Source organism: Algibacter sp. L3A6 (assembly GCF_009796825.1).
GTDB lineage: Bacteria > Bacteroidota > Bacteroidia > Flavobacteriales > Flavobacteriaceae > Algibacter.
On the sequence record NZ_CP047030.1, the window covers coordinates 4234900 to 4250737 of the forward strand.

Annotated in this window: 9 protein-coding genes; 6 read left to right on the forward strand and 3 right to left on the reverse strand. The window is 35.3% G+C overall.

Annotation, left to right across the window (positions count from 1 at the left end; translation table 11 throughout):
* Window positions 1–19 precede the first annotated feature (19 nt).
* From GQR98_RS17545 to GQR98_RS17555, 3 genes are read left to right on the forward strand one after another with little or no spacing between them, the layout of a single operon-like run.
* Entirely contained in the window at window positions 20–1456 is a 1437-nt protein-coding gene (locus tag GQR98_RS17545) for a sulfatase-like hydrolase/transferase (protein ID WP_159020703.1), read from the forward strand.
* 25 nt (window positions 1457–1481) lie between these two features.
* A complete protein-coding gene (locus GQR98_RS17550) occupies window positions 1482–4310 on the forward strand; it encodes an alpha-L-rhamnosidase (protein ID WP_159020704.1) in 2829 nt (942 codons plus the stop codon).
* A 21-nt stretch (window positions 4311–4331) separates the two neighbouring features.
* Complete coding sequence (locus GQR98_RS17555; RefSeq protein WP_159020705.1) at window positions 4332–5639, forward strand: family 43 glycosylhydrolase; 1308 nt, start codon at window positions 4332–4334, stop codon at window positions 5637–5639.
* Window positions 5640–5710: 71 nt separating this feature from the next.
* Here GQR98_RS17555 and GQR98_RS17560 read toward each other — a convergent pair whose 3' ends face one another.
* Window positions 5711–6814: a hypothetical protein gene (locus GQR98_RS17560; RefSeq protein ID WP_159020706.1), complete on the reverse strand. Its 1104-nt coding sequence runs from the start codon at window positions 6812–6814 to the stop codon at window positions 5711–5713.
* A gap of 236 nt (window positions 6815–7050) precedes the next feature.
* Here GQR98_RS17560 and GQR98_RS17565 point away from each other — a divergent pair, with 236 nt between their 5' ends.
* From GQR98_RS17565 to GQR98_RS17575, 3 genes are all read left to right on the forward strand, one after another.
* Window positions 7051–8769, forward strand: a complete 1719-nt coding sequence (locus tag GQR98_RS17565; RefSeq protein WP_159020707.1) for a GMC oxidoreductase — start codon at window positions 7051–7053, stop codon at window positions 8767–8769.
* A 4-nt stretch (window positions 8770–8773) separates the two neighbouring features.
* A complete protein-coding gene (locus tag GQR98_RS17570) occupies window positions 8774–9403 on the forward strand; it encodes a gluconate 2-dehydrogenase subunit 3 family protein (RefSeq protein ID WP_159020708.1) in 630 nt (209 codons plus the stop codon).
* A 63-nt stretch (window positions 9404–9466) separates the two neighbouring features.
* Window positions 9467–11566 (forward strand): hypothetical protein, encoded by a 2100-nt coding sequence (locus GQR98_RS17575; protein WP_159020709.1) that lies wholly within the window; start codon window positions 9467–9469, stop codon window positions 11564–11566.
* A 362-nt stretch (window positions 11567–11928) separates the two neighbouring features.
* On the opposite strand, the gene GQR98_RS17580 is transcribed toward GQR98_RS17575, so the two are convergent.
* Window positions 11929–13635 (reverse strand): sulfatase, encoded by a 1707-nt coding sequence (locus GQR98_RS17580; protein WP_199270228.1) that lies wholly within the window; start codon window positions 13633–13635, stop codon window positions 11929–11931.
* A 46-nt stretch (window positions 13636–13681) separates the two neighbouring features.
* Window positions 13682–15787 (reverse strand): DUF5722 domain-containing protein, encoded by a 2106-nt coding sequence (locus GQR98_RS17585; RefSeq protein WP_159020710.1) that lies wholly within the window; start codon window positions 15785–15787, stop codon window positions 13682–13684.
* Between the last annotated feature and the right edge of the window lie 51 nt (window positions 15788–15838).

A 15838-nucleotide genomic window follows, 5' to 3' on the forward strand; every position in this document is an offset into this window, starting at 1 on the left:
AAGTCCTAAACTTGTTAAAATGATACTTACAAAAAAAATAATATTAAGCTGTTTTTTATTTATGTTTTATTTATGTTTTGCTCAAAATAAAAAACCAAACCTTCTTATACTTATTGGAGACGATCATGGAGTTTATCACTCCCAACCATATGGTTACAAAGGAGTAAAAACACCCAACATACAAAAACTCTCTGATGAAGGCATGCAGTTTAATCAAGCTTACGTAGCTTCACCGGCATGTGGCCCAAGTAGAGCAGCACTATTTACAGGATTGATGCCATATAATAATGGTATTGTTGGAAATCACGAAACACAACTAAAACCTGGAGTAACTTCACTCATTCCACATTTACTAAGCCAAGGTTATAACGTTGTTTTTCAAGGTAAAGTTGCCCATGGAAAACTAAAACATTATCAAGGTTATGTACCTAACGAAGTTAAAATTTTAGACAGAGGACCTAGGAACGATATAAAACTAGCAGTTTTAGAAAATTATCTCAAAAACCGAAAAAGCAAAGCTCCAATAGCTTTATTTGTTGGGTTTACCGATACGCATAGGCCATATCCAAGTTTAAGTAAAACAAAAGTTAAACCTCAAGACGTTACAATAAACAAAAGAATCTACACGACTCCTGAGGCGACTTTGGAAATGAGCAGATATATTCAGGCCGTTGAAAATCTCGACAAAAAATTTGGGAATGCTGTAAATTTAGCTGCAAAATATTTAAAAAAAGACAATACTTTAACCATGTACACCTCAGACCATGGTATGGCTTGGCCATTTGGAAAATGGTCACTTTATGAAACAGGTATACGCTGTCCATTGATTATATCTTGGCCCGGAAAAATAAAAGCTAAAACAACCACAAATGCTATAATAAGTTGGGTTGATATCTTACCAACAATTATTGATATAACAGATGGAGAAACACCTCAAAACATTGATGGGAAATCTTTTTCTAAAGTACTTTATGGTAAAACAAATCAACATCGAAAAGTAATTTATGCTACGCATAAGGGAGATACTGAAATGAATGTTTACCCCATACGCTCTGTTAGAGTTGGTAGTTGGAAATATATTAGAAATTTATATCCAGAATTTGCATATACAACACATACAGACGTTTTATCAAAAGTAAAACCTAACAAAAAAGGAAAGCCTGAAAATTCAGCACCTCATTGGGAATCCTACATTGAAGCAGCCAAGACGGATCCAGCAGCAGCTGATTTTTTAAAAGATTATCATAGTAATCCTGCCGAGGAACTATATAACCTTGAAAAAGATCCTTTAGAACAAAATAACCTTGCTGAACAACCAGAGTATTCTAAAGAACTCAAATCATTACGTAAAATGATTTCAAAGCGCATGATAGAAGTTAATGATGACGAATCGCTAAGCGGTCCTCCTAAATTACTTAAAGACTTCTCTATTTTGGAATCAAAAGTTATAAAATAAATAGTTTAAAATAATGCATCTAATAATGAAAATCAAATTTAAAATGAATTCCCGATGCTTTAGTCTTCCTTTCATTGCCATTCTATTTACTTTTATGGGATGCAATTCGGAGAACTCGACAAGAGCAGGTAAAATTACCAGTTTGAAAGTAGAAGGTTTTGACCATTGGATAGTTACAGACGAACCAACCCCAAAATTATCATGGCAACCTATGTTTCAGGTATCCGAAAAAAAAGTTATTGGTTATGAATTGCTTGTTGCTGATAACAAAAACAATTTAAAGCAGAACCATGGAAATCTATTAGAATTAACGGTCACTAAAATTGAAAATGGTCCTTGGTTTTATTTTGATGCTTCAAAGCTTCCTTCACGAACTGTTGCTTTGTGGCGGGTAAGAGCTGTATTAGAAGATGATAGTTACGGTGCATGGAGCGAAACATTTCATTTTGAAGTAGGTTTAAAAAACAAGTCAGATTGGTCTGGAAAATGGATTGGTATGCAACCTGAACTTCGCCAAAAATCGGCGCCTTGGTTTCGAAATTCATTTGAAATAAATAAAACCATTACCAAAGCTAGGCTTTACGTGTGCGGATTAGGCATGCATGAAAGTTGGCTAAACGGAAAAAAAATAGGTAACGAATTATTACAACCTGCTCAAACAGATTATAATATCAGAAGTTTTTATGTCGGTCACGATGTTAGTTCATTAATAAACCAAGGTCAAAACACGCTAGGCTTTTGGTTAGGCGATGGCTTTTACAATCAAGATAGAGTTTGGGGAGCAAACGGATTGAGTTACGGACAACCAAAAGTACTCGCGCAACTTGAAATCACTTTTAATGATGGCAGCACCTCTATCATTTCAACAGATGAAAACTGGCTTTGTAAACCTAGTGCCATCACTGCCTCTAATGTTTATGCTGGCGAGAACTATGATTCCAATTTATATGACCCATTGTGGGCTAAAAATCATAACGACACTAGTAACTGGAAACCTGTAAAAATAGAAACTACACCAGGCAGAACATTAGTTGCACAACAGCTACCGCCTTGTCGCATAACAGACAGCGTATCCGTTAAAGAGATTAAACAATTACATCCAAACACTTGGATTTTTGACTTTGATCAAAATCTTGTGGGGTGGGCAAAAATGAAGATTGATGCCAGGCCTAATACAAAAATTACGATTCGCTTTGCAGAAGACAAATTATCATCGGGAGAATTAAACTTTGCTACAAGTGGTGTTAGGGCTACCAAAGTTATCCAGACTGATAATTACATATGTAAAGGCGAAGGCGAAGAAATTTGGGAACCTCGGTTTACCTATCACGGATTTCGTTTTGCTGAAGTAACAATAAGCAATGGCGAATTAAAAAATAAAATACCAACAAAAGATTTACTTCAAGGTATGGTTGTTCATACAGATATGACTGTAACTGGAGAATTTTCATCTTCGGACGACACTCTAAATCGCATTTTTGATATAGCACATTGGACACAATCTGGTGGTGTATTGGGCATACCTATGGATTGCCCCGTTCGAGAACGTTGTGGTTGGACAGGAGACGCACATTTAACCGTGCCTTACACCATGTATCGTTTTGATGCCGCAAGTATGTGGCGAAAATATACCACCGATATTGCTACAACAGCCGAATTATCAGCGCCTATGTTATGCTTTGGAGACGAATTTGGCGAACGTACACGACAAATAAAAAAATCTGGAATCCCTACTATGGTTGCGCCTGGTAAACGATTTATTGGCGAGGGTTCACCCGATTGGGGAAGTGCCATCGCATTTATACCATGGGACATTTATGTACATACTGGAGATACTAGAAGTTTAAAAGAGCACTATAGTTCCATAAAGCAATGGACAGAACATTTACAAGGCATATCAACCCATGGTATTGTATATTCTGGTATGGGGGATTGGTGCAAGCCTATAGTACACAACCCAGAAGAAAAAACCGAGCGCGAAATTTATGGTAAAATAACCCCCATGCTTTCCACAGCATGCTATTACCGTAGTGCAAGAATAGCTGCTGATATAGCGCAACGTATTGGCAAGCAAGAAGATTATTTATATTTCGATAAACTAGCTAGCGACATTCGTAAGGCATTTACAAATGCTTTCTATGGAAAAGACAGACTATTGATACCAGACCAAACGACTAATGCTATTGCTGTTGATTGGCAGGTATTAGCCCCTGAGCATCAAGCACAAGCAGCTGAAGCCCTAAACCAACAAGTTATTACTGCTAATTATCACTTTGAAACGGGTGTATTTGGTATGCCATCATTATGGCCTGTACTTGGAAGATTCGGATATCATGAAACGATTTGGAAAACACTTCAAAATGAAACAGCACCAAGCTTTAAACATCTTATGAGTAAAGGCGCTACTACTTTTTGGGAAGTCTGGCCAACCGAAAATGATTATATAGATGATTATAAACAATCCATGAGTCATCCGTTTCAAGCAGCATTTGTGAGTTGGTTTTATGAAGGGTTAGCAGGAATCAAACCAGATTCAAAAGCACCTGGTTATCGCTTAATTAATTTAGAACCACAAATTATTCCCGAATTAGAATGGGTTAAATGTCAATTTTTATCTCCAATGGGCCTGATTGAAAGTTCATGGAATCAAAAAGAATCAATCTTATCATGGCAAGTTGAGATTCCAACGGGTGCAGAAGCTCAATTAAGAGTTCCAGGTAAGCTTATTAATGTTGAAAGAGATTCAAAAAACTTTAAGACAGAAACTTACGGGATTACAGGTACCCAAAGCATAGGTAAAAAACTAACACTTAAAGCTGGGAAATATACCATCACTTCAAAATTAAATAACTAGATGAATCGATTAACACGTAAGATGTCATTAATCCTATTAATCTCTGGATTAGCTATTATTAATATATTTAGTCAAAATCCAATATCTCCTCCTGGAATATACCTAGCAGACCCAGAAGCACATGTATGGAAAGATGGACGCGTATATGTTTATGGATCGGTTGATGAGAGTGTTGATTATTGGTGTTCTCACACACATCATGTGCTATCATCAAATGATATGATGAATTGGACCTTGCACAAAGATTATTTTAAATCAAAAGGAGAAGGAGATAAAGTTGCTTATAGTGATAAAGTTCTATATGCACCTGGCGCCGCTTATAAGGACGGAAAATATTATTTATACTATTGTTTAAGTGATCCTAAACAGCCTGAAGGTGTAGCTATGTCTAATAATCCTGTAGAAGGTTTTTCTCAAGGAAAAAAAATGAATTTATATGGTCATGACCAAATTGACCCTGCTGCCTTTGTTGATGATGATGGGACTTCCTATTATATATGGGGACAGTTCACCTTAAAAATGGCAAAACTTAATGATGATATGATTTCCATTGACCCTACTACGATTAAAGACAATATTATTACTGAGGCAGACCATCAATTTCATGAAGGTGCCTATATGGTAAAAAGAAATGGAATTTATTATCTCATCTATGCCCATTTAGATAAGGCACATAGACCTACTCAAATTGGATACGCAACCAGTAAAAACCCTATGGGACCTTACAAGTATGGTGGTGCTATTGTTGACAATGACCATTCAGACCCAGAGGTTTGGAATAATCATGGATCTGTTGTAGAATTCAATAACCAATGGTATGTATTCTATCATCGATCAACACATGGAACAGTTAAAATGCGTAAAGCATGCGTGGAACCCATATTTTTTAATGAAGATGGCAGTATTGATGAGGTTGAGATGACCACACAAGGTGCAGGACCTCCCCTAAATCCTAAATCTATTCTAGACGCAGAAAGAGCCTGCGCACTTCATGGTAACTTAAGAACTGAAGCTCTGGGTACTAACAATGAAATACTAACTAAAATTAAACCTCAAGATAGAGCCGTTTACAAATATTTACAATTTACAGGAAAAGAAAAAGAGGTTAAAGTTCGCGTAAAACTAAAAGGAAATGCTAAAATTCATCTGACACAAGGTGGCCCTTGGAATAAACGAATTTCCACTATTAATCTTGAATCATCAACTGAAGGACAATGGACTACCTTTTCAGCTAAAGTAGATGTACAAGAAGGAAAACATGCACTTTGGCTTATTTTTGATACAAAAGATGATAGTGAATTATCGGTTGATTGGGTTCAGTTTAATTAAATAATAATTATATCTAGTAATGCAACAGTTTCAAATCTTGTTTTTGAAACTGTTGCTCTTAATAAGAGGCTCTAAAAACCTGTAATTTCTTTAAGCTTTTTAAAAAAGGCTTTCTTTCTTGGTGAATTAATGCCCCAATCAATTGGTACACTTTGATATCCTTCTTCAAAACCTTCGCCATCCAAACGAAAGTCAAAATAACCCCATGATGTATAAGATTCTATAGCAGCCTTAAAATTGTAATGTTTGGCATCAAAATCAAAATGATCATCTTCAGTAAATAAAATTGGCTGGTTTGAAAATCCTGCGACATTTTTCGTTTTATTAACCATATCCGTTATTCCAGAAGGTTCATGAACACCATTACCATGAATCAAAATAAAATCTGAAACTTTAAGCACATTTTCCTGCGGAATAATTCCGCCGCCGTAGCTTGTTGTTACCAGTAATTTATTTTTACTAATTTTCTTCACGCGTTGAATAAGTTCATGTACACGAGGCTGAGTAAGTATAGTATGATCATAAGGACCATTACATTCATTATTAATTTCAATAAGAATATTTTCATAGCCCTTTTCAAGAATCCAAGTAGTTATTCTATCGGTAGCGTTCAATACAGCAGTTTCATCTTCTAAATCTTCATCTTGCCTAAAATAAAAATAGCCCAAAATAACAACCATACCCAAGTCATCGGCTTTATTTAAAACTTTTTCAAGACGTGCCATATAAGCCGGTCTAAGATTCCCTTTTTCATCAAAAGTAGAATTAATCCAATTGTGGTTTTTATACCCAAAAGGACCTCCGCCTTGTAGATTTAATGAGAATGCTAATAAACCGTGTTTATGCCATTCAGGCATATTTGCAATAAACTCATTCGTATTTCTTTCTGCATCCCATTTTTGGGTATCTGGATACTTAAAAACATCAACAGTATCAGGGTTCAAATCATCAAAAATTCCCTGAACCATTCTAGAATTCATAAGTAACCCTTCAATTTTATTGCCTTCCCAAAATCGCCCTTTATACGTTAATTCATCATTAATATAAAACTGATTATCTTTTATAGATACTATAGTCTTTCTGTTTGTTTGTGCGAAGACTAAAACACCAAAAAAAAGGCTAGTTAAAATAGATAATAGGTTTCTGATATTCGTTTTTCTTTTAGTTTGATGCATTATGCTCTTGTTTTATCTTATAAATAAAATAAATTTCAGGTTAAAAACCATCCTGTAAAATCATGTCTAAAAACCATTAATATGAAAAATTATATTGATATGATCTACAGATTCTACAGGATAAATAAATTAATAAAGCGCTTTACTTTTATAACATGATGAATAATTCCTTTTCTATATAAGGTTAAAAAGAAAAGATTAAGCATTTCAATTACAATTAGCACTCAAAACGATTTATGTCTAAAGAAGAAATAACCGAATATCCAACTACCTATGATGCCATTGTCATTGGCACCGGAATAAGCGGCGGTTGGGCTGCCAAAGAACTTTGTGAAAACGGATTAAAAACGTTGGTTCTCGATAGAGGGCGCATGGTAAAACACATTGAAGACTACCCTACCATGTATACAGATGACTGGGATTTAAAACATCGTGGTAAAGTTGCTCCTGATGAAATAAAAGGCCAAACAAAAAACCGTAGAAGTGGTTTTATAAATCAATATTCAAAACATTGGTTTGCAAATTATGAGGAGCATCCGTATAACGAATCTAAAAAATTTGACTGGATAAGAGGCTATCATGTTGGAGGACGCTCTATCATGTGGGGAAAACAAAGTTACCGTTTGAGCGAAATGGATTTTGAAGCCAATAAAAAAGACGGACACGGTGTGGATTGGCCTATTCGCTATAAAGATATTGCATCTTGGTACGATAAAGTAGAAGAATTTATAGGTGTTTCTGGGCAAAACTTAGGTTTATCCCACTTACCTGATGGAAAATTATCGCCTCCCATGGAATTAAATTGTGTGGAGTTAGATTTACAAAAAAAATTAGAAGACGAATTTGATGATGATCGATTATTAACTATTGGTCGTGTGGCGCATTTAACAGGAAACGCTATGCATGAAGGTCGCTCAAACTGTCAATTTAGAGCGCGTTGTGTTCGTGGTTGTCCTTTTGGAGGTTACTTTAGCAGTAACTCATCAACATTACCAGCGGCAGAACGCACAGGAAATATGCACTTGCGTACAGATTCTATTGCCTATGAAATTGCTTATAATGAAAAAACAGGATTAGCTTCAGGTGTAAAAGTAATTGATGCAAATACCAAAGAAAAAATATTTTTTAAGGCAGCAATTATTTTTAATTGTGCTTCTGCTATAGCATCTACAAGTATTTTAATGCAATCTAAATCTAAACGATTCCCCAACGGCATGGGTAATGATAGTGGAGAACTTGGTCATAATCTTATGGACCACCATTATGCTATTGGAGCATCAGCAGAAGTTGAAGGTTTTGATGATAAATATTATAAAGGAAGACGTCCAAACGGATTTTACATCCCTCGATTTAAAAACCTTGGTGATGACAAAACAAATACTAAAAACTATGTTCGCGGATTTGGGTATCAAGGGGGCGCTAGTAGAACGAATTGGCAACATGCGGTTGCAGAATTAAGCTATGGAAAATCTCTAAAAGAAAAAGCTTTAAAACCTGGACCATGGCGTATAGGTATGGGCGGCTTTGGAGAATGTTTACCCTATCATGAAAACAAAATGATATTGGATTACGACAAGCTTGATGCCTGGGGATTACCAACCATAACCTTTGATGCTGAAATAAAAGAGAATGAACGTAACATGCGAAAAGACATGAAAGCCCAAGCGGTTGCCATGTTAAAAGCAGCGGGTTATAAAAATGTGAGAGGTCATGAAGGAGATGCTATATTGGGCGCTTGTATTCATGAAATGGGGACTGCTAGAATGGGAAAAAATCCTAAAACGTCAGTATTAAATAAGCATAATCAAATACATGCAGTTCCAAATGTTTATATGACTGATGGCGCTTGTATGACATCATCTGCTTGTCAAAACCCATCACTAACTTATATGGCTTTAACGGCTAGAGCAGCGAACCATGCTGCAACCGAGTTCAAAAAAAATAAAAACGCTTAAGATTATGAACAGAAGAACCGCTTTAAAAAATTTAACCATGAGTTTGGGCTACACCGTGGCAGCACCAACTATTTTTAATATGTTATCTTCTTGTACCGCCCATGCTGACAATTGGTCTCCTCTATTTTTATCTTCTGATGAAAAACATATGGTAAACCAGTTGGCAGATATTATTTTACCGGCTTCAGACACTCCTGGTGCTTTAGATGTTAATGTACCTCAGTTTTTAGATTTGATGTATCATGATATTGAGACCAAAGAAAACCAAGAGCTGTTCAAAAAAGGAGCTTCAGTATTTTCTGAAAAATTTAAAACTCAGTTTGGTTTTGAAATAGCAAAAGGCGATAAAGAACAGTTTGAAACGCTATTAGGATCTTATTTCGATATTTCTGAGAAAGCTACTGCAACTATTTTTAAAGAACAAAGACTTCCTATTGAAAAATTAACAGATCCACAAATAGAAAACCGTTCTTTATATAAATTTTTAATTTCTGTTAGAGCATATACGTTGTTTGGATATTTTACTTCTGAAAAAATTGGAGAAGAAATATTAAATTACGATCCTGTACCAGGAATTCAAATAGGTTGTATGTCTATCGAAGATGTTCCTAATGGAAGAGCTTGGTCGCTATAAAAACATGCAAGGGAATATAAGGATAAATAGGAAATATCAGTACACAAAAACGCAATTAAACATATGACAAAAAACGTAAATATTATTTTGTTGACATTCATTATAGCAGTAGCATGTACTAATAAACCAAAAGATTTTAGCATTAGCCGCAAAAAATTAGTTGAAAGACATAATATCATATTTACTGAAATTGATAGTACTGAAATTCCACAAATTGGTAATGGCGAAATAGCCTTCGGAATTGATGTTACAGGTCTTCAAACTTTATATGGCAACACATTATCTCAATGGGGCTGGCACTCTTTTCCTTTACCTAAAGGAAAAACAGTTGCTGATTTTAAAATGACTGAAGTTAATATACATGGCCATACCGCCAAATATCCTGTAGATAATAGTGGTCAAGAGGAATTGTTTTCATGGTTACGCGAAAATCCTCATAGATTGAATCTTGGGAAATTGTCTTTCCTTCTTGATGGAAAATTAATTAATAAAGAAGATTTATCAGAAATCAATCAGAAACTTGATTTATGGCAAGGGGTTATTTATAGTAATTACAAAATACTAGGTATTCCAGTAAAAGTTATAACAATGTGCCATCCTAAAAAAGATGCCATTGCTGTTGAAATAACCTCGTCTCTTATCAAGGACAAACGATTATCTGTTCAAATTTCTTTTCCTTATGGTCATTCTACAAAATTGTCCGGTGGCAATTGGAATGCTGAAGACAAGCATGAAACACAACTTATAAAAAACGAAACAAGCGCAACATTTACGCGTGCTTTGGATCAAGACGCCTATGAAACAAAACTAACTTGGGAACATGTTGGAACCCTAAAAGAAACCGCGAAACATACCTATGCGCTACAACCATTAGATGATTCCAATGTGTTTTCTTTTAATTGTCTTTTTTCATCCACTCATATTGATAATTCTACTCTGGCCTTTAGTCCAACAATGGATGCAACAAAAAAATATTGGGAGCAATTTTGGAAAACTGGTGGTGCTATCGATTTATCTGAAAGCAAAGACCCACGTTGGAAAGAGTTAGAACGAAGAATTGTTCTTTCTCAATATTTACTTGCTGTTAACGAATCTGGAAGCTTGCCACCTCAAGAAAGCGGACTCCTGTTTAATAGTGGGTGGTATGGCAAGTTTCATCTGGAAATGCATTGGTGGCACGGTGCACATTATCAACTATGGAATAGGTGGCCTTTATTTGAACGCAGCCTAGAGTGGTATCATTCAACCATACCCATTGCACAAAAAATAGCAAAACGACAAGGTTACGATGGGGCTCGTTGGCCAAAAATGATAGGTCCCGACGGACGTTTCGGCCCTTCATTTACTGGACCTTGGCTTATCTGGCAACAACCACATCCTATCTTTTATGCCGAACAAAATTACAGAATTGATGCTTCAGAACAAACACTTCAAAAGTGGAAAGATGTAGTGTTTGAAACAGCTGATTTCATGGCTTCTTATGCTTATAAGAATGCCGAAACAGGAAAATACGATTTGGGACCTTGGTTAATAAATGCCGCAGAAAATAATCACAAGACCAAAGAAAGCACAATCAATCCAGCTTTTGAGCTTGCTTATTGGCATTATGGATTAAAGACTGCTTGCAAATGGCGAGAAAGAATGGGGCTACCAGCTAATGAAAAATGGCTTGATGTATTAGAAAACCTAGCACCTCTTCCTGTTGAAGACGATTTATATGTTATGTATGAGAATGTCCCAAATATGTGGACTGATTTTAATAAAAGTCATATTGATATTATTGGAGCTGGGGCTTTTTTACCAAGTGAAGGTATTGATAAAGAGACACTAAATAATACCATCGATAAAGTATGGACAGATTGGAAAATGAACACCACTTGGGGTTGGGATTTTCCTTGGTTAGCAATGGCTTCAGCAAGAGCAGGTCAACCTAAAAAAGCCATTAATGCTTTACTTATGGATTCTCCAAAAAACAGGTATAGTAAATGTGGCATAAATACTGGAGGTCCAGCAGCTGCATATTTTCCTGGGAATGGAGGACTGCTTTATTCTATAGCAATGATGACCGCTGGATGGGATGGTGATGGTAACAAACATGCTCCTGGTTTTCCAAAAGATGGTTCATGGACTGTAAAACATGAAGGGTTAATGAAGGCTCAGTAATGAATTTTAAAAAATTCTATAACTCAAATAAACCACTATGGATTTGAAATCCATAGTTTTAATCAAAAGAATGAAATTCTTTTAAAGTTACCCTGTCATTCCGAATGAGGTACGAAGAGGAATCCCATCATTATAAGATTTCTCGTCGCTCGTTCCTCACTCTGTCGAAATGACAAGATGCACTTAAAAGTTTATAGAAACTATAGTAACTACAATGAAATTTCAGGGTTTTACCTTTAACTTGATAATAAAATTAAATGCTAAGGATTCTACAAGCAATATTTTTTCAACAAATACTTCTAATGAATAAACATGGTCTCCAGCATAAAACTAAAGACCACGTTTTTACATCAATTTAAAGTTTAAATCTGCTCTTTATAAGAAGAGAATAGATCAACAAAAGGAACGTCTCTAGATTCGTTTTTAGAGTTATAATTTTGGTTTAAAGTTGGCCAATAACGCTTCTCTATATTTAACTTTAACCAATCCATTAATTTGTTAAACATGGCATTTTTTAATTCAGGATTTTCTTCAACTAAATTGTGCTTTTCAAAAGGATCCTTTTCTAAATCATATAAATACAATCTACCATACCAATCATAAATAAGTTTATAATCGCCATCTCTTATAGCCGAATGGGGCGTAAGCGCAAAAGGTTCATAAGGACTATTATAAATCACATTAAAAGGATAATGCCAATAGTGCGTTGTTTTTTTATAACTTTTATTTTCGTTTTTAAGATCTGAAAGTACAGGCATTAAGCTTTCTCCGTCAAGGTCATTCCCTGCTACAATTTCTTTTGAATCATAACCAGCAGCATCTAAAAGTGATGGATAAATATCAGTACAATCTACAGGAACATCTACCCATTTACCTTCTTGTACTTTTCCTTTCCATTTAAACACTAAAGGTACTCTAATACCGCCTTCGGTTACACAGGCTTTACCTCCTAAAAATGGATCATTGTTAGTACCCTTATTATTTGGCGTAACTTCTGCATCTATTCCGCCATTATCAGACATAAAAACAACCAATGTATTTTCTTCAATACCCAATTCCTTTATTTTGTTTAAAATAGCACCAACAGAACGGTCTAAACTTTTTATCATAGAAGCATAAACAGGATCTTCATGTCCATTCCAGCCTTTATTTTCTTTCCCATCAAAATGAGCTATCTCGTCATCTTTACCTTGGTAAGGTGCATGTATTGCAAAATGCGAAAAATATAAGAAAAAAGGTTTGTCATTATTCTCAGCCCTTTCTTCTAAGTATTCTAAGGCTTGCACCGTAAGATCATCCGTTAAATATTTCTCATTAGTTTCTTTACCAGAACTTCCAATTTCTAATGCTTCTGGAGCCACTTTTGGAAACATGCTATTCGTCCTATTATTCCAAGCCCCTTTCCAGTTATAATAAGCTGATCCGCCTGCATCATACCATGCTAAAGGTTGAAACCCTTGGTCTTTTGGTTGATACCCTTTTGCTCCAAAACCACCCACATGCCATTTACCAATAAAAGCTGAATGATAATCTTTCAAAGCTTCTGCTATAGAGAGTTCATCTCTACCTCCATCAATGGCACTTCCTGTTGGAACGGCCGAATTAGAAATTCCATTTATTAATGCTTGCTCTATCTTAATATTATCTTTATGCTCAAAAACATCGTGTACATAAAAACCTTTAGGCACGTCTGCTTTTTGATTATAATAAGTTGCTCTTGGTGGCATTGCTGTAGTAAAACCAACACGTCCAGCATATTTACCTGTTAATATACTTGCTCGTGTAGGTGAGCATAATTGGTTGGCATAAGCTTGTGAAAACGAAGTGCCTTCACTTACTAGTTTGTCAATATTTGGAGTTTCATAAAACATTTCATCCGGATGCGTGCCCGTAAACTTATTGGCATAAGCCTGGCTATCCATTATACCAAAGTCATCGGCAAGAATAAAAATAATGTTGGGACGTGAAATTTCTTCCACTTCTTCTTTATTTATTTTGTCCTGTTTAAATTGGCAACCTACCAAGAGTAGTCCTATTAAGCAGTACATGCTATTTTTTATTACTGTCATAAATATATTATTTAATATGAATTTTGTTTTAAATAACCTGTTTTTACTATTTAATTGGAACCTTATGATGAATTTCATCCCAATGATCAATTCCAATAATTTCTTTATACTGGTCGTAAACTTCGGCTTCTTTTTCGGTACCAAAGGCTTGATACACCTTCCAAACGGGTTTAATACCACTAGGGTCTTCTTTATCATCAGGAAAACGTCTTAGTCCAATACGAAGTCCGCCTTCTTTACGATTATCTTGCCAATTATGATATTGAAAACCATCAATACCATCTAAAAACTTCAACTTTTTCATAGCATAAGCCATGCCTGCCGCTTGTTCTTTTAAATCTTGGGCACTGTAAGTTGGAGAGTTTGTTCCGTTTTCTGACAAGTATACAAGTCGTTTCTTTTGTCCTTTAAAAAGGACTTCAGGCTGTTTTACCCAAGCATCTAGCACTTCTAAATTCTTAAAAGTAATTAGCTTCGTATTAAAATCAAAGCTTACTTTTTTATCGAGCCAAGTCTTAGGCTCTCGTAACGACTCAGGGTAAGGGTGTTGCGCAATAGCCCATTCAAAATCGCCCTCAGCTTTAGAGTATTGTAACAATTGTTCAAGCAGTTCTTTAGAATGATAGAAATGTGGATTGGACGTCCAATTCCAGTAATGAGTAAGTGTTATAAATACTTTTGAATTGGGGTTATATTTTCTTGCAATATTATGAGACATACGCATGGATTTATGGTATATATCCATAAAAACTAAAGCGGTTTTTTCTCCTGCATTAGTCCATACCCATCCAGCATCCACTTCGTTATGGATTATCCAATGATGAATACGCCCATATTTTTTATCGGGCCTCATATAGCGATTCGCCAAAAAATCTAAAACAGCAGCATAATACCTAACACCTTTTGGTGTGGTTAGATTGGGCATGGTATAAATACCAGAAGGATCGCAATCTGGATGCTCTAGAATGGCGCCTATTTTTTTATCTAAAGATTTTGAAGCCTTATCCACAAGTAATATGGCAGACACCTCAATATTTCTTGCGGCAGTACTTAAAAACGTTTTATCTTGACGGTCTATTTCTTTTTTATCTACATAATAGGTTTCTCCCATATATTCAAAAGACATATTTTGGGGCGATGGACCAGAGCGAAAAAATCTATTTATCATGATATTCACGGTCACGCTAGTAATACCTAAACTATCCAAATCGGTATATGGCGCTGCCCGATTGATACTATAACCGCCCAACCCTTTTTTAGTAGCAGGTTTAACAAATGGGTAGCGATATTTCGGAACAACAGAATCGGTATATCTTGCATGAGAAACGCCCTTGTATTGATTATCTTGTTTTTCAACAATCATCCATTTTGACAACAATCTATCTTGTTTATATCCATTACGTTTTACATAGCGATTTACTTCAACATCAAAGTGCCCGTTTTTAGATTTTATAGGTTCCAAAAACTCGAATTTCTCCAATTCTGTTCCATTTTCATGAACATCAATTTCGGCTATATAATAGTTTTTTGTTTTTGAAATTTCTCCTACCAATTTCACTTTGTCTTTGGTAACCAAAACATTTGATATGCTATTTGGAAATTCCTTATCCAAATAAAATCTTAAATTATTCTCAAAATTTAATTCCTGTTGCTTCTTTGCCTCCTTATTAGATTGAATATCTAACTCTCTAGCACTCATAGCCCGAAGTTCTAAGTTTCTGATTTGAATATTCAAAGCTGGGGCAGTTCCAAAATCCAATCTTAAAAAATCTCCTGCATTTCCCCATTCTCCAACATATTCACTAAGATCCATTCTAAACAAAACCCATCCTTCGGTACTGCCTATATCGCCAGCCATAACACTCTTAACCTGTTCCCCTAAGGGATAAAAATATACCTCTATATGATCTAAACCCGTTGGACAGAAATACTCAAACGAAAGTTGATTGTTTTCTTTAATTAAATTATGAGATAAAGGCTTTAGAAACACATAAGGGTCTTCGCCCAAAGTCTTGACATCATATACGGCATCCTCTAAAACATTCATTTCTATCTGATTATACTTTTGGGTATCTACATTTAAAGTCGTAGCGTCAGTTTGAGAAAAAAGACAAATAGGGAATATAAAAAAAAACAAAAGACACTTTTCCATAGTAATACTGTTTATCAAAGGTAAAAATACGTTGCATTTTTCAAAAAACTA